The following is a 25124-nucleotide window of genomic DNA, read 5'->3' as shown; positions in this document are numbered from 1 at the left end:
CGGGCTTGCCCCGCGCTGGGCTGCGAAGCGGCCCCAAACCAGGCGAATGGTGTTTACCTGAAGTTCGGCGGTGTATTTATTGGGGCCGCTTCGCAGCCCAGCGCGGGGCAAGCCCGCTCACTACAAAGATGGGCCCTATAGGCCGCCTGTGGCGTTGAATCCAACGCCCAGCACCGTCAACACCGACAGCGGCAACAACAAGGTATCGAGCAACGCACTCGCCGGCAGGTCCACACCCGGATAAGTCGGCGCCTCAGCACCAAACCGATCCTTGGCGCAGCAACCACCGTTCATTGCATACAAATCCAACCGCGTGCCGGCATACACCACTGGCGCGTTTGGCTGCGCGGCATCCAAGGTGCGCGCAGTGGCGCAGCCCGTGAGTTGCAACGCCAGCAAGATCAGCAGGGCCTTATTCATCGCTGCTCAAATGGTGTTCACCCCAACGCGGCAGCATATCCTGGGGGATGTTCAGCAGGTTGAGAATACGCGCCACTACAAAGTCCACCAGGTCATCGATGGTCTGCGGCTGGTGATAGAAACCGGGCGAGGCCGGCAGAATCGTCACGCCCATGTTCGACAATTTGAGCATGTGCTCCAGGTGAATACTCGAATACGGCGCTTCACGCGGCACCAGGATCAACTGGCGGCGCTCCTTCAAGGTGACGTCGGCCGCGCGCTCGATCAGGTTGTTGCAGGCACCGGTGGCAATCGCCGACAAGGTGCCCGTGGAACATGGCACCACCACCATCGCCGCCGGGGCACCCGAGCCGGAGGCCACGGGCGACATCCAGTCCTCTTTGCCGTAGACCTTGATCTGCCCCGCCGCCGCACCGGTGTACTCAGTGAGGAAGGCCTGCATCATCTGCACTTTGGGCGGCAACGCCACGTCGGTCTCAGTGGCCATGACCAATTGCGCGGCCTTGGAGATGAGGAAGTGTACTTCGCGCTCTTCGCGCACCAGGCAATCCAACAGCCGCAGGCCATAGGGCGCGCCCGATGCACCGGTCATCGCCAGGGTGACACGTTCCGGCCCGCTCATTTCAGCGCCTCGGCCAACTTGCCGTGCAGGCCGCCGAAGCCGCCGTTGCTCATGACCACCACGTGGGTACCGGGTTTGGCCTGCTGCCGAACGTGCTCAATGATGCCCTCGATGCTATCGCAGACGGTGGAGGGCACGGTGCACAGGGCGGCGATGCCCGGCAGGTCCCAGCCGAGGTTGGCGGGGGCATACCACACCGCCTCGTCGGCATCGTTGACGCTTTCGGGCAAACCATCGCGGTGCGCGCCGAGTTTCATGGAGTTGGAGCGCGGTTCGATGATCGCAATGATCGGCGCATCACCGACACGCTTGCGCAGGCCATCCAATGTGGTAGCAATGGCCGTCGGGTGGTGGGCAAAGTCGTCGTAGATGGTAATCCCATTCACGTCGGCGACTTTTTCCATACGCCGCTTTACGCTCTTGAATGCGCTCAAGGCGGCAATGCCCATGGACGGCACCACGCCCACATGCCGCGCAGCCGCCAGGGTCACCAAGGCATTGGCGACGTTGTGCTGGCCGGTCATGTCCCAATCGACAATGCCCTGGGCTTCGCCGTCGAACAGCACTTCAAACTTGGAACCGTCTTCGCTGAGCAGCTTGACCTGCCACTGCCCGCCCGCCCCGGTGGTCTGCACCGGGGTCCAGCAGCCCATCTCGATCACACGCTGCAAGGCGGGCTCGGTGGTCGGGTGGATCACCAGGCCTTCGCTTGGAATAGTGCGCACCAAATGGTGGAACTGCCGCTCGATGGCCGGCAGATCGGGGAAGATATCGGCGTGATCGAATTCCAGGTTGTTCAGGATCGCCGTGCGCGGGCGGTAGTGAACGAACTTGGAGCGCTTGTCGAAGAAGGCGCTGTCGTATTCGTCTGCCTCGATCACGAAGAACGGCGTATCACCCAAACGCGCGGAGACCGAGAAGTTCTGCGGCACACCGCCGATCAGGAAACCCGGGCTCATGCCCGCGTGCTCCAGCACCCAGGCCAGCATGCTGCTGGTGGTGGTCTTGCCGTGGGTGCCGGCAACCGCCAGCACCCACCGGCCTTGCAACACATGGTCGGCCAGCCATTGCGGGCCAGACACATAAGGCAAACCTTTATTGAGTACGTACTCGACCGCCGGGTTGCCACGCGACATGGCGTTGCCGATCACCACCAGGTCCGGCACCGGGTTGAATTGCGCGGGGTCGTAGCCTTGGGTCAACGCAATGCCCTGAGCCTCGAGTTGCGTGCTCATGGGCGGGTAAACGTTGGCGTCGGAGCCGGTGACGTGATGGCCCAGCTCTTTGGCCAGTACCGCCATCGAGCCCATGAACGTGCCGCAAATACCGAGAATATGAATGTGCATAGTCGACCTCGTAAAACATCGAGGCAGGTTAGCGCAGGGGGGCGAAAATCGCACCCTTTAGCTGAGGGCATGGCGTGCAATGCCGTGCCTGCGCAGCTTTCTATACAGCGTGTTGCGGCTGACGCCCAACTGCTCCGCCGTGTGCGTCATGTGCCAGCGCTGTTGCTGCAAAGCGGTCAGCAATGCCAGGCGCTCTGCGTCTTCCAGCGGCGACTCTGCGGGCCTGGCCTGCGCGACGACCACCGGGCGGGCCTGGCGAATCTGCGCGGGCAAGTCCTCAAGCGCTACGCGCCCTTCATCACACAGCGCCACCAACGTACGCAGCACCGTGCGCAACTGGCGCACGTTACCCGGCCAGGCAAATGCCAACAGCGCCATACGCGCCGCCGGGTCGAGCGCCACCGCTTCGCCGTTGGCCTCCTGCGCCAGCAGGAAGTCCAGCAACTGGGATTTATCACTGCGCTCGCGCAAAGCGGGCAACCCGACTTCCAGGCCATTGAGCCGGTAATACAAGTCCTCGCGGAAGCTGCCGTCCTGCACACGATCCAGCAAATTCCGGTGGGTTGCGCTGATAATTCGTACGTTCACAGCCTGGGGCTCACCGCCGAGCGGGACCACCAGCCGATCCTCCAGCACCCTTAATAAACGGGTTTGCAGCGCCAGGGGCATATCGCCGATTTCATCGAGGAACAGGGTGCCGCCATCGGCCTGCTGCAACTTGCCTTGCATGCCCTCTTTGCGCGCGCCGGTAAAGCTGCCGCCGCGATAGCCGAACAGTTCGCTTTCGATCAGGCTTTCCGGGATGGCGGCGCAGTTGAGCGCCACGAATGCCTTGTCGGCACGCTGGCTGGCCTGGTGCACCGCCTTGGCGAAGGCCTCTTTACCGGAACCGGTTTCGCCATTGATCAGCAACGGCACATCGCGCTCGAATACCCGCAGCGCCTTGCTGAAGTCCCGTTGCAGCGCCGGATCGCCCAGGCAGATGCCGGGCAGGCGCGGCCGCTCCACCACGGCAGGCCTGGCGACCGGTGCGGGAACGCTGCGCGCCTGGCCGCGCAGCGCCGCGAACAGCGGCCGGCCATCACGGGTACGCAGCGGCCAACTGGCCGTGGCATTGGCACTGGCGCGCCCGAGCAACTGGTCCAGGGAGCATTCGAAAAACGCCTCCACCGGCTGCCCCAACAAGCCGCCACGCAGCTGCCCCAGCAGGTTCAGCGCGCTCTGGTTGACGGCACAAATGCGCCCGTTGCCATCAAACGCCAGCAGCCCTTCGCTGAACAGGCCCACCGACTCCGCCTGCAGATGAAAACGCAGCAACCAGTGGTGTTCAAAGTGACGCAGGAAGTAGCAACTCTCGATCATCTTCGCCGACAGGTTCACCAACGCCATGGTGTGAAACTGGCTCTGGCGCGACACGGCTTCGCGCGCCGACGACACATCCAGCACGGCCAGCAGGTCACCGTGGGGATCGAACACCGGGCTAGCCGAACACGTCAGCCCGGTATGCCGGCCACGAAAGTGCTCATCGCGATGGATGGTCAGGGATTGGCGCTCCACCAGGCAGGTGCCGATGCCATTGGTGCCTTCGCAGGCTTCGCTCCAATCCGCCCCCAGCCACAGCCCGGCGCGCTCGAAAATCTTACGCTCGGACGGCGCAGTGACACAGTTGAGGATCACGCCCCGCGCATCCGTGAGCAGCACGGCGTGCCCCGCGCCCGAGAGCTGCTGATGCAGGCTGTTCATCTCGCTGCCTGCGATGTGCAGCACCTGTTGCAGACGCTCGCGGCTTTCCAGCAGGCGGCCGTGTTCGAGCACGGTGGGGGCAATGGTTTGCGCAGGGTCGAGGTGGTAGTCCTCCAGACAACGCAGCCAGGAGCGGGCGATGGAGGGGTCGCTGGACGGGTCGCGGCCATGCGCCACGGTGAGCACCTGCTGGGCATGGCGACTGAAATGATCGTTGTGCATTTCTTATTATTCTCCCTGCGTGAGAGCGCCCAGCATCCCCCAGCCATCCGACCAATGCAATCCCGGGCCGACCCACTGGTCACGGGCTGTACCGTATATGGCACAAACTGTCACATGACCTGTATCAGCCCTGCCACAGCAACGCCTTGCAACAATGCCCAAGCCCTTGATTTCCCTGGCCCACGAAGCGGTGGCCCAACCTTTGCTCTACGCTTTATCAAGCGCTTGCTGCGCTGCGCTCCCAATAAACATAAAAGCCAGGAGATACCCACCATGCGTTACGCACACCCCGGTACTGAAGGCGCCATCGTTTCGTTCAAGGCCAAGTACGGCAACTACATCGGTGGCGAGTTCGTTGCGCCGGTCGATGGCAACTACTTCACCAACACCTCGCCGGTCAACGGCAAGCCCATCGCCGAATTCCCGCGCTCCACGGCCAAAGACATCGACAAAGCCCTGGACGCCGCCCATGCCGCCGCCGACGCCTGGGGCAAGACCTCGGCCCAGGACCGCTCGCTGGTCCTGCTGAAAATCGCCGACCGCATCGAACAGAACCTCGAACTGCTGGCCATTACCGAAACCTGGGACAACGGCAAGGCCGTGCGTGAAACCCTCAACGCCGACATTCCGCTGGCGGCCGACCACTTCCGCTATTTCGCCGGTTGCATCCGTGCCCAGGAAGGCACCAGCGCCGAAATCAATGAACACACCGCGTCCTATCACTTCCATGAGCCACTGGGCGTGGTTGGCCAGATCATCCCGTGGAACTTCCCGCTGCTGATGGCGGCATGGAAGCTTGCCCCGGCCCTGGCCGCCGGTAACTGCGTGGTGCTCAAGCCTGCCGAGCAAACCCCGCTGGGCATCAACGTGCTGATGGAATTAATCGGCGACCTGCTGCCGCCGGGCGTACTGAACGTGGTGCACGGTTTCGGTAGAGAAGCCGGCGAAGCCCTGGCCACCAGCAAACGCATCGCCAAGATTGCCTTCACCGGTTCCACGCCAGTGGGCTCGCACATCATGCATGCGGCGGCCGAGAATATTATTCCGTCGACGGTGGAGCTGGGCGGCAAGTCGCCGAACATCTTCTTTGCCGACATCATGAAGGCCGAACCGTCGTTTATCGAAAAGGCTGCCGAAGGCCTGGTGCTGGCGTTCTTCAACCAAGGTGAAGTGTGCACCTGCCCGTCCCGCGCACTGGTGGAAGAGTCGATCTACGACGACTTCATGAAAGTGGTGATGAAGAAGATCGAGTCGATCAAACGTGGCGACCCGCTCGACACCGACACCATGGTCGGCGCCCAGGCGTCCGAGCAGCAGTTCGACAAGATCCTGTCCTACCTGGAAATCGCCAAGGGCGAAGGCGCGCAACTGCTGACCGGCGGCAAGGTCGAGAAGCTCACCGGCGATATGGCCGGCGGCTATTACATCCAGCCGACCCTGCTCAAGGGCACCAATGAAATGCGCGTGTTCCAGGAAGAAATCTTCGGCCCGGTGGTGAGCATCACCACCTTCAAGGACGAAGCCGAAGCCCTGGCCATTGCCAACGACACCGAGTTCGGCCTGGGCGCCGGGGTGTGGACCCGCGACATCAACCGCGCCTACCGCATGGGCCGGGCGATCAAGGCGGGCCGCGTGTGGACCAACTGCTACCACCTGTACCCGGCGCATGCCGCATTCGGTGGCTACAAGAAGTCCGGCGTGGGGCGTGAAACCCACAAGATGATGTTGGATCACTACCAGCAGACCAAGAACTTGCTGGTGAGTTACGACATTAATCCACTGGGCTTCTTTTAACTAACCCGCCTCCCACATTTGAAATGCAATCAAATGTGGGAGGGGGCTTGCCCCCGATTGCAGTGTGTCAGCCCCTAACTTTTTAACTGATCCACCGTCATCGGGGGCAAGCCCACTCCCACCGTTTTAGATCTTCATAAGTACTTGCGAAGTGCATCCGGCACAAAGATGCCGAACTAAAAAAAATAACAACGAAAGGTACTTTCCCATGCCTAGCGAACCTACAAGTTCATCCGTCGACTTTGAAAAAGTCGACTCCCAATACTTCCAACAACGCGAATTGAAAAAAGGCGCCGCCGGCTGGGTGCTGTTAGTCGGCCTTGGCGTTGCCTACGTGATCTCCGGTGACTACGCCGGTTGGAACTTCGGCCTGGCCCAAGGTGGCTGGGGCGGCATGTTCCTGGCCACCTTGCTGATGGCCACCATGTACCTGTGCATGTGTTTTTCCCTCGCCGAACTGTCGTCCATGATCCCCACCGCCGGCGGTGGCTACGGCTTTGCCCGCAGCGCCTTCGGCCCCTGGGGCGGGTTCCTCACCGGCACGGCCATCCTGATCGAATACGCCATCGCCCCCGCCGCCATCGCGGTGTTTATCGGCGCCTATTGCGAATCGCTGTTCGGCATCGGCGGCTGGATGATTTACCTGGCGTTCTACATCATTTTTATCGGCATCCACATCTTCGGTGTCGGCGAAGCCTTGAAGCTGATGTTTGTGATTACGGCCGTTGCTGCGATTGCGCTGGGGGTATTCCTGGTCGCCATGGTGCCGCACTTCAACGTCGCCAACCTGCTGGATATCCCGGTGAGCGAGGCCAAGGGCGCCAGCACTTTCCTGCCCTTCGGCTACGTGGGTGTGTGGGCGGCGATTCCGTATGCCATCTGGTTTTTCCTGGCGGTAGAGGGTGTACCCCTGGCCGCTGAAGAGACCAAGAACCCGAAGCGCGACCTGCCGCGCGGCTTGATCGGCGCCATTGTGGTGCTGACCAGTTTTGCCCTGCTGATCCTGGTGATTGCTCCAGGGGGCGCCGGCACTTATGCGCTGGTCAAGTCCGGCAACCCACTGGTAGAAGCGCTGGCCTTGGCCTACGGCGGCTCGACCTGGATGGGCAGCTTCGTCAACCTGGTCGGCCTGGCAGGGCTGATCGCGAGCTTTTTCTCGATCATCTACGCCTATTCGCGGCAGATCTTCGCCCTGTCCCGCGCCGGCTACCTGTCGCGCAAACTGTCCCAGACCAATAAAAGCAAGGCACCCGTGCTGGCCCTGGTGATCCCCGGCATCATCGGCTTTGGCCTGTCGCTGACCGGCCAGGGTGATCTGCTGATTCTGGTAGCGGTGTTCGGCGCGACCATTTCCTATGTGCTGATGATGGCCGCGCACATCACCTTGCGCATCCGTCGCCCCAAAATGGATCGCCCGTACCGCACGCCGGGCGGTATTTTCACCTCAGGCGTTGCGCTGGTGCTGGCCTGTGTGGCCGTAGTGGCGGGCTTTCTGGTGGATCCGCGCGTGGTGATTGGCGCCGCGATCATCTATGGAGTATTAATTGCTTACTTTGCTTTCTACAGCCGGCATCACTTGGTAGCGGGTACGCCCGAAGAGGAATTCGCGGCGATCCAGGCCGCAGAGGCCGCCCTGCACTAGATGCCGTAAACCTCGACGCGGGTGCCATTCTCACAGTGGGCCCGCGCCATCAAGGAGACACTGTATGGCAAGCTTTTCCCACGCGGTGGGTGCTCAAACCTACCGCTTCGACAGCCTCAAGGACGTGATGGCCAAGGCCAGCCCCGCGCGTTCCGGAGACTTTCTCGCCGGCGTGGCCGCACAGAACGACGGTGAGCGGGTGGCGGCGCAGATGGCGTTGGCGAATATCCCGCTGAAACACTTTCTGCAAGAAGTGCTGATCCCCTATGAAAGCGATGAAGTCACCCGCCTGATCATCGACACCCACGATAAACAGGCATTTGCCGCCGTCAGCCACCTGACCGTCGGCGGCCTGCGCGACTGGCTGCTCAGCGACGCGGCCGATGAACACGCCCTACGCGCCTTGGCGCCAGGGCTGACACCGGAAATGGCCGCCGCCGTGTCGAAGATCATGCGCGTCCAGGACCTGGTGTTGGTGGCGCAGAAGATCCGCGTGGTCACGCAATTTCGCGGCACCCTGGGCCTACGCGGTCGTTTATCCACACGCCTGCAGCCCAACCACCCGACGGACGAACCGGCAGGCATCGCCGCGAGCATTCTCGACGGCCTGCTGTATGGCAACGGCGACGCCATGATCGGCATCAACCCGGCCACCGACAGCATCGCCTCGATCTGCGCCATGCTGGAAATGCTCGACGCGATCATCCAACGCTACGAAATCCCGACCCAGGCCTGTGTACTCACCCACGTCACCACGTCCATCGAAGCGATCAACCGTGGCGTGCCGCTGGACCTGGTGTTCCAGTCGATTGCCGGCACGGAGGCGGCCAACGCCAGTTTCGGCATCAGCCTGAGCGTGCTGCAGGAGGGTTACGAAGCGGGTCTGAGCCTCAATCGCGGCACGTTGGGCCAGAACCTGATGTATTTCGAGACCGGCCAGGGCAGCGCCTTGTCGGCCAATGCGCACTTTGGTGTCGACCAGCAAACCTGCGAAACCCGCGCCTATGCGGTGGCCCGGCACTTCAAGCCGTTCCTGGTGAACACCGTGGTGGGCTTTATCGGGCCGGAGTACCTGTACAACGGCAAGCAAATCATCCGCGCCGGCCTTGAAGACCACTTCTGCGGCAAGCTGCTCGGCGTGCCGATGGGCTGCGACATCTGTTACACCAACCACGCCGAAGCCGACCAGGATGACATGGACACCCTGCTGACCCTGCTGGGCGTGGCCGGGATCAACTTCATCATGGGCATTCCCGGCTCCGACGACATCATGCTCAACTACCAGACCACCTCGTTCCACGACGCCTTGTACGCCCGCCAGACCTTGGGGTTGAAGCCGGCGCCGGAGTTTGAGCAGTGGTTGGCGAAAATGGGCATCTTCACGCAAGCCGACGGCAAGGTGCACTTCGGCAACAGCCTGCCACCGGCGTTTCGCCAAGCCTTGGCGCAATTGGGATGAAGGAGCCGCCTGTGCAACTCGACCTGCCTGATAACCCCTGGCTGGAACTGCGCCGCCTGACGCCAGCCCGTATCGCCCTGGGCCGCACCGGCACCAGTATCCCCACCAACGCGCAGCTGGATTTTCAGTTCGCCCACGCTCAGGCGCGGGACGCGGTGCATTTACCTTTCGACCATGCAGGCCTCAGCAGCCAATTGGCCGAACGCGGCCGCGACAGCCTGCTGCTGCACAGCGCTGCTGCCGACCGGCACAGCTACCTGCAACGCCCGGACCTGGGGCGGCGCCTCAGCGATGAATCGGCCCAGGCCTTGCGTGACCACGCCTCAGCCAATCCCGGCGGCGTGGACTTGGCAGTGGTCGTGGCCGATGGTTTATCGGCACTGGCCGTGCATAAACATACCTTGCCGTTTCTGACGCGCATGGAGGAACAAACCCACGCTGAAGGGTGGTCCTTGTCACCGGTGATCCTGGTGGAACAAGGCCGCGTGGCAGTGGCGGATGAAATCGGGCAATTGCTCGGTGCCAAGATGGTGGTGATCCTGATCGGCGAGCGGCCTGGGCTCAGTTCGCCGGACAGCCTGGGACTGTATTTCACCTACAACCCCAAGGTCGGCCTTACGGATGCCTATCGCAATTGCATCTCCAACGTACGCCTGGAAGGCTTGAGCTACGGCATGGCGGCCCACCGCCTGCTTTACTTGATGCGAGAGGCGTGTCGGCGGCAACTGTCGGGGGTCAATCTCAAGGACGAGGCGCAGGTCCAGACCCTCGAATCCGATGATCCTGACCTGATGAAAGGCAATTTCCTGCTCAGTTCACCGGATGACTGATTGCGGCACGATTGCGCTTTTTCGTGCCTTTAGGCAGCATCGAGTCACGGCCGCTCGTGTGGTCATACCCCATTTGGAAGTTGAGGCCTGGCATGCGGATTACTCAAGCGACCCTGGAACACCTGGACCTGTTGACCCCGCTGTTCGTCAAATACCGTGAGTTCTACGGCGCCTTGCCCTTCCCGGACTCATCGCGGGGCTTTCTGGAAAAACGCCTGCGCCGCAAGGAGTCGGTGATTTACCTGGCCCTGGCCGATGATGACGACAAGAAGTTGCTGGGCTTTTGCCAGCTGTACCCAAGCTTTTCGTCGTTGTCGCTCAAGCGGGTGTGGATCCTCAATGACATCTATGTGGCGGAGGATGCTCGCCGGCAACTGGTGGCGGATAACCTGATGCGCACGGCGAAGAAGATGGCCAAGGAAACCCACGCGGTGCGGCTGCGGGTGTCGACCAGCAGTGACAACGAAGTGGCGCAGAAAACCTATGAGTCGATCGGGTTTCGCGAAGACACTGAATTCAAGAACTACACGCTGCCGATCAGTGAGGATTGATCGCGGCAGCCCAAACACCTCAAATCTCATGTGGGAGGGGGCTTGCCCCCGATAGCAGTGTGTCAGTCAGCCAATTTGTAACTGGCACTGCCTCATCGGGGGACAGCCCCCTCCCACATTTAGCCCTGCAGCGCTTGCAAGCCCGAGTACCACGACATCCCCCGCTACAAAACCAACACGCTTTTCACGACTCAATCCGTATAATGCGGACCTTTCAGGGTTGTAAGAAATGCGGCATACACTTGTAGCCTTATTACCCGAGCTTCCGCACAGGCCTGCTGAGCCGGGCCATTCACACAGGTGCCATCCATGGATTTCAACCCGCTCGACCTTATCCTGCATCTCGATGTGTACCTCGACCTGCTGGTAACCAATTACGGTCCGTGGATCTACGCCATTCTGTTTCTGGTCATCTTTTGCGAAACCGGCCTGGTGGTCATGCCGTTCCTGCCGGGTGATTCGTTGCTGTTCATCGCCGGCGCCGTGGCGGCAGGTGGCGGCATGGACCCGGTCCTGCTCGGCGGCTTGTTGATGCTGGCGGCGATCCTGGGCGACAGTACCAACTACGTGATCGGGCGAACGCTGGGCGAACGCTTGTTCAACAACCCGAACTCGAAAATCTTCCGTCGCGACTACCTGCAAAAAACCCACGATTTCTACGACAAGCACGGCGGCAAAACCGTGACGTTGGCGCGCTTCCTGCCGATCCTGCGCACCTTTGCACCGTTCGTTGCCGGTATCGCGAAAATGCCCTACGCGCGGTTCTTCGGGTTCAGCGTGCTCGGCACCATTCTGTGGGTCGGCGGCCTGGTGACCCTGGGCTACTTCTTCGGCAACGTACCGTTTATCAAGAAAAACCTGTCGTTGCTGGTAGTGTTCATCATCCTGCTGTCGCTGGTGCCGATGATTATTGGCGTGTTCCGCAGCCGTTTTGGCCGCGCGTCCTCCGAAGCCAAGCCGCAGTAACCTGCGATGTGGTCCCTCAGCGCCTGGCGTCGCCGGCGCTTGCTGGCCAAGCACCCGATTGCCGAGGACACCTGGCAACGGGTGCGCCACCACCTGACCTTCCTTGACGGCATCAGCCCCGAGCAGGACCAGTGGCTGCGCGAAGCCTGCGTGGTGTTCCTCGCCGAAAAGCACCTGACCGCCCTGCCCGGCGTTGAGCTGCACCAGGAACAACGCCTGCTGCTCGCCGCCCAGGCGCAACTGCCGCTGATGAACCTCGGCGACCTTGACTGGTACCAGGGCTTTCACGAAATCGTGCTGTACCCCGACGACTTCGTCAGCCCCCAGCGCCATCGCGACAGCAGCGGCATCGAGCACGAATGGGACGGCGAACACAGCGGCGAAGCCTGGCAACAAGGCCCGGTGATCCTCGCCTGGCCCGGCGTGCTCGCCAGCGGCAACTGGGAAGGCTACAACTTGGTCATCCACGAACTGGCGCACAAGCTCGACATGCTCAACGGCGACGCCAACGGCCTGCCGCCGCTGCACAACGACATGCGCGTGCAGGAATGGGCCAGCGTGATGCAAAGCGCCTACGACGACCTCAATCGCCAGTTGGACGACAACCCGGACGCTGAAACTGAGATTGACCCCTACGCCGCTGAAAACCCGGCGGAATTCTTTGCCGTCACCAGCGAGTATTTTTTCAGCGCCCCGGATTTACTGGTCAGTTGTTATCCACAGGTGTACGCCCAACTGAGCCGCTTTTATCGCCAGGATCCCCTGGCCCGCCTTACTCGACTGCAAGCCGACGACCCGCGTTATCAGTCGCAGGGCGAATGACCGTACGACGTCTGGCGCATGGCATCGGCGGCGGAATGTGCCTATAATCGCCGCCACTTTTAGGCCAATCCGGCCAAGTTTCTTGGCCAACTAACGGGGGCAACGCCCAATGAGCTACAGCAAGATTCCGGCTGGCAAAGACCTGCCGAACGACATCTACGTCGCCATCGAGATTCCGGCCAACCACGCGCCGATCAAATACGAAATCGACAAAGACAGCGACTGCCTGTTCGTTGACCGTTTCATGGCCACCCCGATGTTCTACCCGGCCAACTACGGTTTTATCCCTAACACCCTGGCTGACGACGGTGACCCCCTCGACGTGCTGGTCGTAACCCCTTATCCGGTTACTCCAGGCTCGGTTATCCGCGCACGCCCAGTCGGCATCCTGAACATGACCGACGACGGCGGCGGCGATGCCAAAGTGATCGCGGTCCCTCACGACAAGCTGTCCCAGCTGTACGTCGACGTGAAGGAATACACCGACCTGCCGCCACTGCTGCTGGAACAGATCAAGCACTTCTTCGAGAACTACAAAGACCTCGAAAAAGGCAAATGGGTGAAGATCGACGGTTGGGGCAACGCAGACGCCGCCCGCGCCGAGATCCTGAAGTCGGTTGCTGCCTACAAAGGCTGATACCGGTTCCTCATTGCTTCGGCAATTGAAAAAGCCCCGATCATTCGGGGCTTTTTTGTGGGAAACGCTAAACGACAAGTTCAATGTTTTATAAACACTGTTTAACTTCATTCAAAATCCGAAGTATCAAGCTACAACTAAGCAAAGACCTACAACCGCAACTCAACGCATGGTTTATTTGATCTGTATTCCCGGCCAGTAAACTCTGCGTTTATGAATACATCAGGTGATCGTTTAAAAGCGCTACTGCGGGAAGTTCATCTTTCCGCCTCCGACTTCGCCAAAAACCGTGGTGTCACGCCTCAACACGTGAACAACTGGTTCAAGCGCGGTGTACCCATGGGTCGACTCAACGAGATCGCAGAACTGCTGTGCATCTCCAGCCGTTGGCTGCGCACCGGCGAAGGCCCCAAACACCCACCGGCCAACTTCCTGCTGGAAGGCCCGGACACCCGAAAAGGACTGCCCACCACCCGCGAAGGAAGCGGCAAATACCTCACAGGCCCCGCCTGTCTCCCGGAAAAAATCGACGTGGAGATCGACCTCCACCCTTCATTCACCTCAACTGAGCGCATCCGCGTCTCCCTGCACACCCTCCAGACCCTCACCGTAAACCCCGACCGCGCCCTGGGCGCCTACATGGTCGACAACAGCATGATCGACATCATCCAACAAGGCGCCACCCTCGCCATCGACCGAGGCCGCACCCAAATCATCGACGGCGAGATTTACGCGGTAGAGCACGACGGCATGCTGCGCATCAAATACCTCTACAACCGACCCGGTGGCGGCTTGCGCATGCGCAGCCACAATGCTGGCGAGCATCCCGACGAGTACCTGACTCATGAGCAACGTTTTGAGCAGAACGTCGAGATCCTGGGCTGGGTATTCTGGTGGTCCACACTGAACAACCGTCGCCCACCCGTGCCGCTGGATGAGCATTTAATCGGCTGGGAAGGCTCTAAATCGGATCCGGAGGTGGGCATTTGAAATGAATGTGGGTATCATGCGCCGCACATTTGGCAGGGGGTGGCTTGAGGCTATCCACCCTGCTCGGCGAAGCGGAGGAGTTCCCGCGGATGCCCCTACTATTCAGCCAGACGCGATGTGGGCTGAGCGATTTGAAGGCTGGTGAGGCTTGTCAAAAACAAGCTGAAGCAGTCCCCGAGAAGCCGGCCACAAGCCGGCTTTTTAATGCCTGCAATATTTATTATTAGTTAGTTGAGCAACTCACTACCACGACCGCCTGGCAAGCCAAGCCGGCATCGAATTGGATGCCCACACCACTCAAGGCTGATCCACTGGACAAACTTAGCGTTGAGATCCAACTGAATCAGTGTAACCGCAGCTTGGTTCATACCCTGGGTGTCGGTTGCAGGCTGGTCGATATTCAACATGTCGTTACCAGCGACACGAGCAGGAAACATGTCGCAAAAATACAAAAACAGCGACACGTTCTGCTCACATGCTTACACTGACGACATGAGAAAGGCGCTCACGAGAGCGGCCTAGCCGTTAATTGGACGACCTAGTGAGCGCACGCCCCGATGACTCAATCCCATTTTCCTTGGCAGGCCGATAAACCCTACAACCAGCTTCCGCCATTGCCGCCGACAACTGAGCTGGAAACCCGGGCAGTACTCAAACGCTGCATTGAAGCCCGTGCAGCCTTGGCCGAATTGAAACAAGCGGCCGAGCTGATCCCTAACCAAACGATGCTGATAAACACCATCCCGTTGCTGGAGGCCAAGGACAGTTCTGAGATCGAAAGCATCGTCACCACTACGGACTTGCTCTTCCAGCACGCTCAGGATGGCGCCAACCATGCAGACCCGGCGACCAAAGAGGCGTTGCGTTACCGCAAAGCTCTGCATAACGGCTACCAATCGTTGGCTGAGCGACCACTATCCACCGGTACGGCCGTAGAGATCTGTCGTACGCTCAAGGGCGTTAACATGGACATCCGCCGAGTCCCTGGCGTCCAATTGGCCAATGATCGTACCGGCGAAATCATCTATACCCCCCCAGAGGGTGAAGATCGCTTACGCGACTTGCTAGCCAACTGGGAACGTTTTCTACACAACGAGACCGACCTCGATCCTCTGGTACGAATGGCCGTGGGGCACTACCAGTTCGAAGCCATTCACCCGTTCACCGACGGCAATGGCCGTACTGGGCGGGTGCTCAATACCCTGTATTTGATTCAGGAAGGACTGTTGAATCTGCCGATTCTCTACCTGAGTCATTTCATCATTGCGCATAGAGCCGATTACTACCGACTACTACTTGATGTCACGCGCGAACAAGCCTGGGAGCCCTGGCTGCTGTACATGCTCACCGCCGTGGAAGAAACCGCTCGATGGACCACCGCCAAAATTGCGGCCATTCGCAGCCTATCCGAGCACACCAGCCAGTTTGTCCGTGAGCGCCTGCCAAAAACCTATTCCCGCGAATTAGTGGATGTGATTTTTGAACAGCCCTACTGCCGCATCAGCAACGTCGTCGACAAGCAGATCGCTCAACGCCAGGCCGCCTCTCGCTACCTCAAAGAATTGGTCTTTATTGGCGTTTTAGAAGAGGTTCAGATCGGCAAGGAAAAGCTCTTCATTCATCCCAAGCTGATGCAGCTACTGATTCGCGACAGCAACGACTTCAGGCTATACGCCTGAGCTGTACTTAAAGATTGAATCGCCTGAACGTTGAAGGCTGAACAGGCGAAGTTGTCTTACTTAGGCTGCATACACTCCACAGCCCGATCCGCCACCATCTTCGCCATCTCCACCAAATGCATCACTGCCCTCTGCGGCGCAGCCAGCTGTTGCCCAAGCACCTGGGACGTAGCGACCGCACACTGCAGCAACTCCGCTACACGCACCCAGGCATCCTCGAAGCTCAGCTCTTCATTGACGGTAAATGGGTTGGTCGCTGCCGATGACGGCGAATCCGAAACAACATTATCCATAGCAACACTCCAATCGATAATTTGGAGCTGCCACTTCCCGCGACTAAACAAAAGGCGGCAGCTGTACGCAGGTTAGTCGACCGGTCGATTGGAACCCCGGCGCACCCAGAGGTGCCCTGCGCACAGCCACCATAAGATGCAGGCGAAAGAGTGCCTGGCTCATGGGGTGCTTATGCGCCAATCGAATCCGGGCGACTAAACCCGATCACTGAATAGGCAGTGACAAACCGCAGCCTAGTCGCGGGATTTTGCTGGCGCAAGCGGCTGGGATTCTCTAGGAAACGTCCTGCAAATGAAAGGGATCGGTACTGCTGGCCATGCAAGCATTGTCTCCTATGAGTTGACTGTATTACCTATTTCACCCGATTTATCCCTCGCCACCCACCCATTAATCTATGCCCATGTTGAACGCAACGCCCTTCCCTACTTAAACAAAAAGGATTCAACCATGAGCACTGCAACCTACAACCGCTTGAACAAAGACGACGCCATCGTTCTGCTGGTCGACCACCAAACCGGCCTGATCTCCCTGGTCCAGGACTTCTCGCCCAACGAGTTCAAGAACAACGTGCTCGCCCTGGCCGACCTGGCCAAGTTCTTCAACCTGCCGACGATCCTCACCACCAGCTTCGAGCAAGGCCCCAACGGCCCGCTGGTACCGGAGCTGAAAGAGATGTTCCCGGATGCGCCGTACATCGCGCGCCCTGGTCAGATCAATGCGTGGGACAACGAAGACTTCGTCAAGGCGATCAAGGCCACCGGCCGTAAGCAGATCATCATTGCCGGTGTGGTCACGGATGTGTGCGTAGCGTTCCCGACGTTGTCGGCGCTGGCGGAGGGGTTTGACGTGTTTGTGGTGACCGATGCGTCGGGCACCTTCAACACCACGGTGCAGCAGGCGGCGTGGAGCCGGATGACGCAAGCCGGAGCGCAGTTGATGAACTGGTTTTCGGTAGCGTGTGAGTTGCAGGGCGACTGGCGCAACGATATCGAAGGCCTGGGGAATCTGTTGTCGCAACGTATTCCCAACTATCGCAACTTGATGAATGGTTACTCTGCGCTGACAGCGCGCAAGGACTGACGTAAACCGCTGCATACCGAAAGCCTGCCCTTAAAAGCAGGCTTTCGGCGTTTCAGCCGACGGGCAGGTTGGCGTCGATACGGCCAAGGGCCCGCAGATAGAGGTTCATCGTGGTGCCGGCGCCTGGGGCGGTTTGCACTTTGACCGTGCCTCCCGCGCGTTGGGCGAACTCCAATACCTGGGACAACCCAAGGCCGGTGCCTTTGCCCGCGCATTTTGTGGTGAAGAACGGCTCGAAGACCTGGGCAGCCAGTTCCTCGTGCATACCGGGGCCGTTGTCGGTGATGCTGAGCAGCAGGTAATTACCCGCAGCCAGCGCTTCGTCCTGCTCGACGCTGACCAGCCGTGAGCGGATATTCACGCGGCCATTGCCGCCCAGGGCATCGCGGGCGTTGGCCAGCAGGTTGATCACCGCGGCGCTCAATTGTGCCTCTTCGCACAACACACCGGTGCCGGCAGCCGCCAGGTCGAGGGAGAGCTCGACCCCGTCCGAAACCGTCCGCAGCAACACGTCACGCATGCTTTCAAGGCGCTCATTGACGTCGATGCACATCAAGTTGGGGCTGTCGTGACGCACGCTGGTCAGCAGGTGATTGACCAGCAAACGGCCTTGATCCACCGCTTGCAGGCCGGCATCGCTGAAGCGCTCGACGTCGTCCGGGCGGCGCGCGCGCAATCGCACCATCTGCAAGCTGGCACTCAACGCTTGCAGGAGGTTGTTGAAGTCGTGGGCGATGCTGGCCGCCACCATGCCAAGCGAGGAAACCCGCTTGGCATGGTGCATGAACTGTTCGGCCTGGCGCCCCAGCGCCTGCGCTTGAGCAAGTTCGTGTTCGAGGTGCCGGGCACGCAATTCCCGCTGTTCACTGAGCAGACGCAGTTGCAGCAACGAGGCGGTTTGCCGGGCCAGCGCCAACAAGGCATTGTGTTGCGCGACCGTCAGCGTGCGGGCCCGGGTATCGATGACACAGACCGTGCCCAGTGCAAAACCACGATCATCGCGAATCGGTGCGCCCGCGTAAAAGCGGATATACGGCGGCCCCAACACCAGCGCGCTGTGTTCGAAACGCGCGTCCAGGGCGGCGTCCTCGACCACCAGCACCTCATCGGGAGACAGGATGGCGTGCGCGCAAAACGCCAGGTCGCGGTGCGTCTCACGAACGTCGAGGCCGATACAAGCCTTGAACCACTGGCGCTCCTTGTCCACCAGCGATACCAACGCAATCGGTACGTCGCACAGGTTGGTTGCCAGCAACACAATGTCATCAAAACCAGGTTCAGGCGCGCTGTCTAGGATGCCCAGAGATTCCAGGGACCAGAGGCGCTCCTGCTCGTTGGCGGGGAGCGGGGCAGGAAGATGAGGCATCTGCATACGTCGCGGTCGGGTCCAGGGAAAAGAATGATGCTCGGCGAAGCACGGCGCAGCAAGGTAAATGAAGAGAACCTTATTTCCGTGCCTCAGTCAGGCAGCCTTCGAGGGTTGGTTGTGTTTTTTGGGCGCTCCGGCGGTAAACGGTGTGAATGAAGCCGTTGCTTAGAAGCACTGAGCGATTATTCGTTCCCAGCCTGGATGGGTGACTCTTTCTCTTGAACGGGAGCACCGTCACCGGCCAACTCACGCTCGATCTGTTCAATAGTAGGCAGGCTGGTTTGCAGTTCTGCCGGCAACGACACAAAGGCAAAGCCCGCACCCAGCTCCAACAGAAAATCGGTGACGTGCTTGATCAAGGCGCTCTCGATATCACGCTCATGCGCATCCGCAGTCAGGCTGAGAAAATCAAAGCGATAAGGATCTTTGAGGGACTCGCGCGCCAGATCGGATTGAGGCTTGGGCAGATGGCTCTCAAAATTGCTCACGCCATTGCCGCTGCGCTCCAGCAGGCGGGCCTCAATCTGGATGACCAGCACATTGCGCGACCAGTTGTGCTTGATTGCCTGGGAGGTATACCAGCGGCGGGTTTCGGGACCGGGGAGTTTGTCCAGCAGGACTAAATTATGCCCCCAGGGCAATTGTGCAGCAGCTTGTTGCACAAACTCCACATCTGGCCAAGCCTCCGCAAAAGCGCGCATGTACTTGAGATTACGCGGTGAAAACCCCCTCATCTCCGGGAAGGCGGCCCGCAGATCCTGCGCAAGGCGCTCAATGACCTTGGCGCCCCAGCCCTGCTTCGCCTGGCGGGTCAGGATATCGTTGCCGATCTGCCAGTAAAGCAGCACCAACTCGCGGTTTACCGCCAGCGTAGCGCGCTGCTGAGCGGTATGAATGCGACTTTTGAGATCGACCAGCCAATCGTGGTAACCCTCGGGGGCCGTGGTCACGCCAATCGATCGCTCTTTCATGCCTGGCTCACTCTCGTATTAGCAACGGGAGGAAGCCTAGCCAGGGGATTTTGCTCTCACAAGCGCTGGAGCCCGCATCAGGAAGGCGCTTGCGAAGGACTCGGAATCGTCCTACTGGCGATTAAAAATCGTCCCCTCTCGGCGTCAAATCTTGACTCTCCCCTATACGGCAGCCCCTACCCTGAGCCTCTTTTTTTCCAGGACACTCTCCGTGGCTCATCGCACCCTGCTCATCCTCGGCCACCCCTCTAGCACCAGTTTCTGTTCGGCCCTCGCAGACACCTACACCCAATCGGCGAAAAACGCCGGCCATGAGGTACGTGTGCTACGCCTGGGTGAACTCGTTTTCGACCCGGTGCTTCACAACGGCTACAGCGACATTCAAGCCTTGGAGCCCGATTTGCTCAGCGCCCAGTCCGACATCCTCTGGGCGACTCATCTGGTATTTGTTTTTCCGATCTGGTGGGGCGGTATCCCGGCGTTGATGAAGGGTTTCCTCGACCGCATCTTCCTACCCGGTTTTGCCTTCAAATACCGAGCGGGCAAGGCATTCCCTGACAAACTGCTGCAAGGACGCACCGCGCACTTGTTAGTGACCCTGGACACGCCCCCGTGGTATTACCGCTGGGTCTATCGCATGCCGGGCATTCACCAGATGCGTGCGACTACGCTGGCGTTTTGCGGCATCAAGCCAATCAAGACCTTGATGTTCGGGCCGATACTGGGGTCTACACCGGCGCATCGGGCGAAGTGGCTGAAGCAGGCCGGCGGACTATTTGAAAAAGGGAGTTTTCATGTACATCGGCAAAGCCGCGCAGTTGGCGGGCACCACCATCAAGGCGATTCGTCACTATGAGGCGATCGGCCTGTTGCCGCCGCCGCAGCGCCAGGGTCAATACCGGGTGTATTCGGAGCAAAGCGTTGAGCTGCTGATGTTTATCAAGTGCGCGCAGCAATTGGGGTTCAAGCTCAAGGAGTTGCAGGAGATTCTTGCAGGCCACGTAGGCGATGTATTGCCCTGGGAGCGGGCGGACCAGGCAATCGCCGAGAAGAAACACGAATTGGCCACTCAGATTGCAGCACTGCAAAAGACGCAGGCAGGATTGCTTGCGTTCGAAGCCCAGCTAAAGGATGCAGGAGGCCGCTGCGCTCAACCGGCCACAACATCTGCCTGAGTGGACGATGAGCCGAATAGGAGGCACAATCGGCTCACTACATGAGCCGAATAACGTTTTTATTCGGCTCACGCAACCAGGTACCTCCCATGGACCACCCGTTCTGGATCTGGCAACACCCCGACTGGCCGCACTTCCATTGGCAACCAGGACGCTTGGCGGCCTTGCTACGTGAGTGCGGGCAAGCGCAAGGCAAGCTGCTGGGCATGCTCGGCACCGTCAGCCAGGCGGTTAACGCGCACAACGAGCTGGATGCGTTGCTGCAAAACATCCTGACCTCTTCGGCCATCGAGGGGGAACAGTTGAATGTGGGCTCGGTGCGCTCATCACTGGCACGGCGCCTGGGCCTGGAGCCGTTGAAGGACGCCAGCGTCAGCCGTCGCAGTGAAGGCTTGGCCGATCTTATGATGGACGCCACCGAGCAATACGCCCAGCCCTTTACCCTCGCCCGTCTTTTGAACTGGCATCATTGGCTGTTTCCAGCACCGGAAGCGGGTTATGCCGCACGTGCACTGAATGTTGGAGCATTGCGTGGCGATGAGCCGATGCAGGTGGTGTCGGGGCGGCTTGATCGGCCGATGGTGCACTTCGAGGCACCGCCGCGCAAAGGCCTGGAGCAAGCGCTGGAAGACTTCCTCGAGTGGTTCGAAACCAGCCGGAATCAACCGGAACTGGACCCGCTGGTCCGCGCCGGCGTGGCGCATTTCTGGTTTGTCACGCTACACCCGTTCGATGACGGTAATGGTCGACTGACACGCACCATCACCGACTTGGCGTTGGCCCAGGGCGAACACCAGGCCATCCGCTTTTACGCCATGTCGGCCAGCATTCTTGAGGACCGCACAGGCTATTACAAAGCGTTGGAGTCCAGCCAAAAAGCCACGCTGGATATTACCGACTGGCTGGAATGGTTCCTCAAGACCCTGCTGCGCAGCCTGCAGCAAGCCATGGTGCGGATTGACCGGGTATTGGACAAAAGCCGGTTCTGGCAGCAGCACCGCGACCTCGCGTTGTCTGCCGAACAGATCAAGGTGCTCAACCGCCTGCTCGATGGCGGTGAAAAGGGTTTTGAGCACGGTGTCAGCGCGGCGCAGTACCAAGCAGTGGCAAAGGTGTCCAAGGCCACGGCGACGCGGCATCTGGCTGATTTGCTGGAAAAGAACTGCCTGGTTCGACTCCCCGGAGGCGGCCGCAGCACGCGGTATCAAGTCAATACAGCGAACAGGTGACACCCCCACTCATTTGCCCAGAATCCCCATGTCTGCTAGTGTCGCGCCGGTTTACCGTCTACCGGAATAGCCGCCATGGCCCGCAAAAAAGTTGCACTCGATTTCGAACAATCCCTCGCCGACCTGCAAACCCTGGTCGAGCGTCTGGAGAACGGTGAGTTGTCGCTGGAAGACTCGTTGACCGCGTTTGAGCAAGGCATCGGCCTGACCCGTGACTGCCAGAGCGCGCTCGCGCAGGCGGAGCAGAAGGTGCAAGTACTGCTGGAACGTGACGGGGAGTTGGCCGAAGAACCTTTCGATGCGGAACAGCCCGAATGATCGACGCGTATCAGGCCAGTAGCCAAGCCCGGGTCAATGCGGCATTGGAACCCTTGTTTGTTGCGCCAAGCCCGGAAATGAAGCGCCTCTATGAGGCCATGCGCTACAGCGTGATGAATGGCGGCAAGCGTGTGCGCCCGTTGCTGGCGTATGCGGCCTGTGAAGCACTCGGTGCGCCGGCCGAACAGGCGAACGGCGCGGCCTGCGCGGTCGAGCTGATTCACGCCTACTCCCTGGTGCATGACGATTTGCCGGCGATGGACGACGACGATTTGCGGCGCGGCCAGCCCACCACCCACAAAGCCTTCGATGAAGCGTATGCGATCCTGGCCGGTGACGGTTTGCAGAGCCTGGCGTTCAGCGCGTTGCTGGACCCGGCGCTGAGCAGCGTCAATGCCGAGCTCCGCCTGCGCATGGTGACCGCACTCGCACACGCTGCGGGCCCGGCAGGCATGGTGGGCGGGCAGGCGATCGACATGGGTTCGGTCAGCCTCAAGCTGGACCAGCAAGCCCTCGAACACATGCACCGCCACAAGACCGGCGCCTTGATCGAAGCCGCCGTGCACTTGGGCGCGCTGGCCAGCGGGCGTGCTGAAGCGCCTCAATTGGCGGCGCTGAAGACCTACGCGCTGGCCATCGGCCTGGCGTTCCAGGTGCAGGACGACATTCTTGACGTAGAAAGTGACACCGCAACCCTGGGCAAACGCCAGGGCGCCGATATCGCACGGGACAAACCGACTTACCCTGCGCTGCTCGGGCTTGCTGCGGCCAAAGCCTATGCCCTGGAGCTGCGTGACCAGGCCCTGGACGCCCTGCGACCATTCGACGCGGCGGCCGAGCCACTGCGTGACCTGGCGCGGTATATCGTCGAACGCCGCCACTGACACGCGCGGCCTTTACGGCCGCATATCGGCCAAGTTCGGCGCTCTGCGTGGGCAGTTTGCGATGCTTGAGGTAAACTGCCGCCTCTTCTATACCTATAACGATTCGCCTGATGCCCACGACGTTTCAAGAGATTCCCCGCAAGCGCCCGTCCACGCCCCTGCTTGACCGTGCTGTCACGCCGGTCGGCCTGCGTCGACTGGGTGAAGCCGAGCTGGAAACCCTGGCCGATGAGTTGCGCCTGGAATTGCTCTACACGGTCGGCCAGACCGGTGGGCATTTTGGTGCCGGCCTGGGCGTCATCGAGCTGACCATCGCCCTGCATTACGTGTTCGACACCCCGGATGACCGGCTGGTGTGGGACGTGGGCCATCAGGCGTATCCGCACAAAATCCTCACGGGCCGCCGCGAGCAAATGGGCACCCTGCGCCAGAAGGACGGCATTGCCGCCTTCCCACGCCGCGCCGAGAGCGAATACGACACCTTTGGCGTCGGCCACTCCAGTACCTCCATCAGTGCAGCGCTGGGCATGGCGATTGCCGCCCGCCTGCAGGGCAGCGATCGCAAGGCGATTGCCGTGATTGGTGACGGCGCGCTGACCGCCGGTATGGCCTTCGAAGCGCTGAACCATGCGCCGGAAGTGGACGCCAACATGCTGGTGATCCTCAACGACAACGACATGTCGATCTCGCGCAATGTCGGCGGCCTGTCCAATTACCTGGCAAAAATCCTCTCCAGCCGCACGTATGCAAGCATGCGTGAAGGCAGTAAGAAGGTGCTCTCGCGTCTGCCAGGCGCATGGGAAATTGCCCGGCGCACCGAAGAATATGCCAAGGGCATGCTGGTCCCGGGCACCCTGTTCGAAGAGTTGGGTTGGAACTACATCGGCCCGATCGACGGCCATGACTTGCCCACCCTGATCGCCACGCTGCGCAACATGCGTGACCTCAAGGGCCCGCAATTCCTGCATATCGTCACCAAAAAAGGCAAAGGCTTCGCCCCGGCGGAGGTCGACCCGATTGGTTACCACGCAATCACCAAGCTCGACCCACTGAACGCTCCCGCCGCTGCGCCGAAAAAGGCCAGCGGGCCGAAGTACTCCGGTGTGTTCGGCGAATGGCTGTGTGACATGGCCGCTGCCGACCCACGCCTGGTAGGCATTACCCCGGCGATGAAGGAAGGCTCCGACCTGGTGGCGTTCAGCGAGCGTTTCCCGCTGCGCTACTTCGACGTCGCGATTGCCGAGCAGCACGCGGTGACCTTCGCCGCCGGCATGGCCTGTGAAGGCGCCAAGCCGGTGGTGGCGATCTACTCGACGTTCCTGCAACGCGGTTACGACCAGTTGGTGCATGACGTCGCGGTGCAGAACCTCGACGTACTGTTCGCCATCGACCGCGCCGGCCTGGTGGGCGAAGACGGCCCGACTCACGCCGGCAGCTTCGACCTGTCCTACCTGCGCTGCATCCCCGGCATGCTGGTGATGACGCCGAGCGACGAGAACGAACTGCGCAAGATGCTCAGCACCGGCCACTTGTACAACGGCCCCGCCGCCGTGCGCTACCCGCGTGGCAATGGCCCGAATGCCGTGATCGAGAAGGACCTGGAGCCTATCGAGATCGGCAAGGGCATCGTGCGTCGCCAAGGCAGCAAGACCGCGTTCCTGGTGTTCGGCGTGCAATTGGCCGAAGCACTGAAGGTGGCCGAGAAGATCGACGCCACCGTGGTCGACATGCGCTTCGTCAAACCCCTGGATGAGGCCTTGGTGCGCGAGATCGCCGGCAGCCATGAACTGCTGGTGACCGTCGAAGAAAACGCCATCATGGGCGGCGCGGGTGCGGCGGTCAGCGAGTTCCTGGCGCGGGAGAATATCCTCAAGTCCGTGCTGCACCTGGGCTTGCCGGATGTGTATGTCGAACACGCCAAGCCGGCGCAGATGCTGGCGGAGTGTGGGTTGGATGAAGCGGGCATTGAAACCTCAGTACGCGAACGCATGACACTGCTGGCGCTGTAGAAACCGGCTCAACAGGTGGGAGGGGCTTGCCCTCTCCCACATGGTTTATGTATCACGTCTGAAGCTACGGAC

At 60.5% G+C, this 25124-nt stretch carries 25 protein-coding genes; 17 read left to right on the top strand and 8 right to left on the bottom strand.

Going from position 1 to position 25124, the window contains the following annotated elements; translation table 11 throughout:
- Positions 1 to 135: 135 nt before the first annotated feature.
- The 4 genes from AC3ZU9_RS09570 to AC3ZU9_RS09555 are packed head-to-tail and all read right to left on the bottom strand — an operon-like array spanning position 136 to position 4353.
- Positions 136 to 420 carry a YceK/YidQ family lipoprotein gene (locus tag AC3ZU9_RS09570; protein WP_015886077.1) on the bottom strand — a complete coding sequence of 95 codons (285 nt, stop codon included), beginning with the start codon at positions 418 to 420 and terminating at the stop codon, positions 136 to 138.
- A complete protein-coding gene (gene ubiX, locus AC3ZU9_RS09565; protein WP_010206807.1) occupies positions 413 to 1042 on the bottom strand; it encodes a flavin prenyltransferase UbiX in 630 nt (209 codons plus the stop codon). Before ubiX ends, AC3ZU9_RS09570 begins: the two co-directional genes overlap by 8 nt.
- Positions 1039 to 2388, bottom strand: coding sequence for a UDP-N-acetylmuramate:L-alanyl-gamma-D-glutamyl-meso-diaminopimelate ligase (gene mpl / locus AC3ZU9_RS09560; RefSeq protein ID WP_015886079.1), 1350 nt, complete (start codon positions 2386 to 2388; stop codon positions 1039 to 1041). Before mpl ends, ubiX begins: the two co-directional genes overlap by 4 nt.
- A gap of 57 nt (positions 2389 to 2445) precedes the next feature.
- Entirely contained in the window at positions 2446 to 4353 is a 1908-nt protein-coding gene (locus tag AC3ZU9_RS09555; RefSeq protein WP_490090635.1) for a sigma-54-dependent Fis family transcriptional regulator, read from the bottom strand.
- Between the two features lie 273 nt (positions 4354 to 4626).
- On the opposite strand from AC3ZU9_RS09555, the gene exaC reads away from it, so the two are divergent.
- From exaC to AC3ZU9_RS09510, 9 genes are all read left to right on the top strand, one after another.
- Positions 4627 to 6147, top strand: a complete 1521-nt coding sequence (gene exaC, locus AC3ZU9_RS09550; RefSeq protein WP_015886081.1) for an acetaldehyde dehydrogenase ExaC — start codon at positions 4627 to 4629, stop codon at positions 6145 to 6147.
- Between the two features lie 208 nt (positions 6148 to 6355).
- Entirely contained in the window at positions 6356 to 7789 is a 1434-nt protein-coding gene (eat, locus tag AC3ZU9_RS09545) for an ethanolamine permease (protein ID WP_122810764.1), read from the top strand.
- 64 nt (positions 7790 to 7853) lie between these two features.
- On the top strand, positions 7854 to 9248 hold the full coding sequence (locus AC3ZU9_RS09540; protein ID WP_015886083.1) for an ethanolamine ammonia-lyase subunit EutB: 1395 nt from the start codon (positions 7854 to 7856) through the stop codon (positions 9246 to 9248).
- Positions 9245 to 10078 carry an ethanolamine ammonia-lyase subunit EutC gene (gene eutC, locus AC3ZU9_RS09535; RefSeq protein WP_064052202.1) on the top strand — a complete coding sequence of 278 codons (834 nt, stop codon included), beginning with the start codon at positions 9245 to 9247 and terminating at the stop codon, positions 10076 to 10078. Before AC3ZU9_RS09540 ends, eutC begins: the two co-directional genes overlap by 4 nt.
- A 92-nt stretch (positions 10079 to 10170) precedes the next feature.
- Positions 10171 to 10629, top strand: coding sequence for a GNAT family N-acetyltransferase (locus AC3ZU9_RS09530; RefSeq protein WP_015886085.1), 459 nt, complete (start codon positions 10171 to 10173; stop codon positions 10627 to 10629).
- A gap of 309 nt (positions 10630 to 10938) precedes the next feature.
- A complete protein-coding gene (locus AC3ZU9_RS09525; protein ID WP_043205963.1) occupies positions 10939 to 11595 on the top strand; it encodes a DedA family protein in 657 nt (218 codons plus the stop codon).
- 6 nt (positions 11596 to 11601) lie between these two features.
- The gene (locus AC3ZU9_RS09520) at positions 11602 to 12417 is read left to right on the top strand and encodes a M90 family metallopeptidase (protein WP_093544212.1); all 816 of its coding nucleotides are present in this window, start codon (positions 11602 to 11604) and stop codon (positions 12415 to 12417) included.
- Positions 12418 to 12526: 109 nt separating this feature from the next.
- Positions 12527 to 13054, top strand: coding sequence for an inorganic diphosphatase (gene ppa / locus AC3ZU9_RS09515; protein WP_003219382.1), 528 nt, complete (start codon positions 12527 to 12529; stop codon positions 13052 to 13054).
- 213 nt (positions 13055 to 13267) lie between these two features.
- On the top strand, positions 13268 to 14044 hold the full coding sequence (locus AC3ZU9_RS09510) for a LexA family transcriptional regulator (RefSeq protein WP_015886088.1): 777 nt from the start codon (positions 13268 to 13270) through the stop codon (positions 14042 to 14044).
- Between the two features lie 227 nt (positions 14045 to 14271).
- Here the strand turns inward: AC3ZU9_RS09510 and AC3ZU9_RS09505 are convergent, their stop codons facing one another.
- The gene (locus AC3ZU9_RS09505) at positions 14272 to 14508 is read right to left on the bottom strand and encodes a hypothetical protein (protein WP_102060244.1); all 237 of its coding nucleotides are present in this window, start codon (positions 14506 to 14508) and stop codon (positions 14272 to 14274) included.
- A 93-nt stretch (positions 14509 to 14601) separates the two neighbouring features.
- Here AC3ZU9_RS09505 and fic point away from each other — a divergent pair, with 93 nt between their 5' ends.
- Positions 14602 to 15723: a protein adenylyltransferase Fic gene (fic, locus tag AC3ZU9_RS09500; RefSeq protein WP_046035704.1), complete on the top strand. Its 1122-nt coding sequence runs from the start codon at positions 14602 to 14604 to the stop codon at positions 15721 to 15723.
- Positions 15724 to 15779: 56 nt separating this feature from the next.
- Here the strand turns inward: fic and AC3ZU9_RS09495 are convergent, their stop codons facing one another.
- A complete protein-coding gene (locus AC3ZU9_RS09495; RefSeq protein WP_490090634.1) occupies positions 15780 to 16016 on the bottom strand; it encodes a DUF6124 family protein in 237 nt (78 codons plus the stop codon).
- 448 nt (positions 16017 to 16464) lie between these two features.
- Between AC3ZU9_RS09495 and ycaC the strand changes: the two genes are divergently transcribed.
- The gene (ycaC, locus tag AC3ZU9_RS09490) at positions 16465 to 17097 is read left to right on the top strand and encodes an isochorismate family cysteine hydrolase YcaC (protein ID WP_064052209.1); all 633 of its coding nucleotides are present in this window, start codon (positions 16465 to 16467) and stop codon (positions 17095 to 17097) included.
- A 52-nt stretch (positions 17098 to 17149) separates the two neighbouring features.
- Here ycaC and AC3ZU9_RS09485 read toward each other — a convergent pair whose 3' ends face one another.
- Both AC3ZU9_RS09485 and AC3ZU9_RS09480 read right to left on the bottom strand, forming a co-directional pair.
- Positions 17150 to 18469 (bottom strand): sensor histidine kinase, encoded by a 1320-nt coding sequence (locus AC3ZU9_RS09485; RefSeq protein ID WP_080943302.1) that lies wholly within the window; start codon positions 18467 to 18469, stop codon positions 17150 to 17152.
- A gap of 179 nt (positions 18470 to 18648) precedes the next feature.
- Positions 18649 to 19437 (bottom strand): PDDEXK nuclease domain-containing protein, encoded by a 789-nt coding sequence (locus AC3ZU9_RS09480; RefSeq protein ID WP_102060248.1) that lies wholly within the window; start codon positions 19435 to 19437, stop codon positions 18649 to 18651.
- 211 nt (positions 19438 to 19648) lie between these two features.
- On the opposite strand from AC3ZU9_RS09480, the gene AC3ZU9_RS09475 reads away from it, so the two are divergent.
- From AC3ZU9_RS09475 to dxs, 6 genes are all read left to right on the top strand, one after another.
- The gene (locus tag AC3ZU9_RS09475; protein WP_490090633.1) at positions 19649 to 20293 is read left to right on the top strand and encodes an NAD(P)H-dependent oxidoreductase; all 645 of its coding nucleotides are present in this window, start codon (positions 19649 to 19651) and stop codon (positions 20291 to 20293) included.
- On the top strand, positions 20232 to 20612 hold the full coding sequence (locus tag AC3ZU9_RS09470; RefSeq protein WP_490090632.1) for a MerR family transcriptional regulator: 381 nt from the start codon (positions 20232 to 20234) through the stop codon (positions 20610 to 20612). The genes AC3ZU9_RS09475 and AC3ZU9_RS09470 overlap by 62 nt, the downstream gene beginning before the upstream one ends.
- An 89-nt stretch (positions 20613 to 20701) precedes the next feature.
- Positions 20702 to 21841: a Fic family protein gene (locus AC3ZU9_RS09465; protein WP_490090631.1), complete on the top strand. Its 1140-nt coding sequence runs from the start codon at positions 20702 to 20704 to the stop codon at positions 21839 to 21841.
- Between the two features lie 75 nt (positions 21842 to 21916).
- Entirely contained in the window at positions 21917 to 22159 is a 243-nt protein-coding gene (locus AC3ZU9_RS09460) for an exodeoxyribonuclease VII small subunit (protein ID WP_003176346.1), read from the top strand.
- Entirely contained in the window at positions 22156 to 23043 is an 888-nt protein-coding gene (gene ispA / locus AC3ZU9_RS09455) for a (2E,6E)-farnesyl diphosphate synthase (RefSeq protein WP_046035700.1), read from the top strand. The genes AC3ZU9_RS09460 and ispA overlap by 4 nt, the downstream gene beginning before the upstream one ends.
- Before the next feature lie 110 nt (positions 23044 to 23153).
- Positions 23154 to 25052, top strand: a complete 1899-nt coding sequence (dxs, locus tag AC3ZU9_RS09450; RefSeq protein WP_102060250.1) for a 1-deoxy-D-xylulose-5-phosphate synthase — start codon at positions 23154 to 23156, stop codon at positions 25050 to 25052.
- The last annotated feature ends 72 nt before the right edge of the window (positions 25053 to 25124 follow it).

It is taken from the genome of Pseudomonas sp. A39 (assembly GCF_058145955.1).
This window is presented reverse-complemented; position numbering and strand designations above follow the sequence as displayed.

What these genes read in the sequence shown, in the direction of transcription:
- fic (WP_046035704.1), top strand. Translation starts at nt 14,602, where the DNA reads ATGACTCAATCCCATTTTCCTTGGCAGGCCGATAAACCCTACAACCAG.
- AC3ZU9_RS09570 (WP_015886077.1), bottom strand. Translation starts at nt 420, where the DNA reads ATGAATAAGGCCCTGCTGATCTTGCTGGCGTTGCAACTCACGGGCTGC.
- AC3ZU9_RS09540 (WP_015886083.1), top strand. Translation starts at nt 7,854, where the DNA reads ATGGCAAGCTTTTCCCACGCGGTGGGTGCTCAAACCTACCGCTTCGAC.
- AC3ZU9_RS09465 (WP_490090631.1), top strand. Translation starts at nt 20,702, where the DNA reads ATGGACCACCCGTTCTGGATCTGGCAACACCCCGACTGGCCGCACTTC.
- AC3ZU9_RS09530 (WP_015886085.1), top strand. Translation starts at nt 10,171, where the DNA reads ATGCGGATTACTCAAGCGACCCTGGAACACCTGGACCTGTTGACCCCG.
- AC3ZU9_RS09485 (WP_080943302.1), bottom strand. Translation starts at nt 18,469, where the DNA reads ATGCAGATGCCTCATCTTCCTGCCCCGCTCCCCGCCAACGAGCAGGAG.
- ppa (WP_003219382.1), top strand. Translation starts at nt 12,527, where the DNA reads ATGAGCTACAGCAAGATTCCGGCTGGCAAAGACCTGCCGAACGACATC.
- mpl (WP_015886079.1), bottom strand. Translation starts at nt 2,388, where the DNA reads ATGCACATTCATATTCTCGGTATTTGCGGCACGTTCATGGGCTCGATG.
- ispA (WP_046035700.1), top strand. Translation starts at nt 22,156, where the DNA reads ATGATCGACGCGTATCAGGCCAGTAGCCAAGCCCGGGTCAATGCGGCA.
- AC3ZU9_RS09480 (WP_102060248.1), bottom strand. Translation starts at nt 19,437, where the DNA reads ATGAAAGAGCGATCGATTGGCGTGACCACGGCCCCCGAGGGTTACCAC.
- exaC (WP_015886081.1), top strand. Translation starts at nt 4,627, where the DNA reads ATGCGTTACGCACACCCCGGTACTGAAGGCGCCATCGTTTCGTTCAAG.
- dxs (WP_102060250.1), top strand. Translation starts at nt 23,154, where the DNA reads ATGCCCACGACGTTTCAAGAGATTCCCCGCAAGCGCCCGTCCACGCCC.
- AC3ZU9_RS09520 (WP_093544212.1), top strand. Translation starts at nt 11,602, where the DNA reads ATGTGGTCCCTCAGCGCCTGGCGTCGCCGGCGCTTGCTGGCCAAGCAC.
- ycaC (WP_064052209.1), top strand. Translation starts at nt 16,465, where the DNA reads ATGAGCACTGCAACCTACAACCGCTTGAACAAAGACGACGCCATCGTT.
- AC3ZU9_RS09470 (WP_490090632.1), top strand. Translation starts at nt 20,232, where the DNA reads ATGTACATCGGCAAAGCCGCGCAGTTGGCGGGCACCACCATCAAGGCG.
- ubiX (WP_010206807.1), bottom strand. Translation starts at nt 1,042, where the DNA reads ATGAGCGGGCCGGAACGTGTCACCCTGGCGATGACCGGTGCATCGGGC.
- eat (WP_122810764.1), top strand. Translation starts at nt 6,356, where the DNA reads ATGCCTAGCGAACCTACAAGTTCATCCGTCGACTTTGAAAAAGTCGAC.
- AC3ZU9_RS09460 (WP_003176346.1), top strand. Translation starts at nt 21,917, where the DNA reads ATGGCCCGCAAAAAAGTTGCACTCGATTTCGAACAATCCCTCGCCGAC.
- AC3ZU9_RS09525 (WP_043205963.1), top strand. Translation starts at nt 10,939, where the DNA reads ATGGATTTCAACCCGCTCGACCTTATCCTGCATCTCGATGTGTACCTC.
- AC3ZU9_RS09495 (WP_490090634.1), bottom strand. Translation starts at nt 16,016, where the DNA reads ATGGATAATGTTGTTTCGGATTCGCCGTCATCGGCAGCGACCAACCCA.
- AC3ZU9_RS09555 (WP_490090635.1), bottom strand. Translation starts at nt 4,353, where the DNA reads ATGCACAACGATCATTTCAGTCGCCATGCCCAGCAGGTGCTCACCGTG.
- eutC (WP_064052202.1), top strand. Translation starts at nt 9,245, where the DNA reads ATGAAGGAGCCGCCTGTGCAACTCGACCTGCCTGATAACCCCTGGCTG.
- AC3ZU9_RS09510 (WP_015886088.1), top strand. Translation starts at nt 13,268, where the DNA reads ATGAATACATCAGGTGATCGTTTAAAAGCGCTACTGCGGGAAGTTCAT.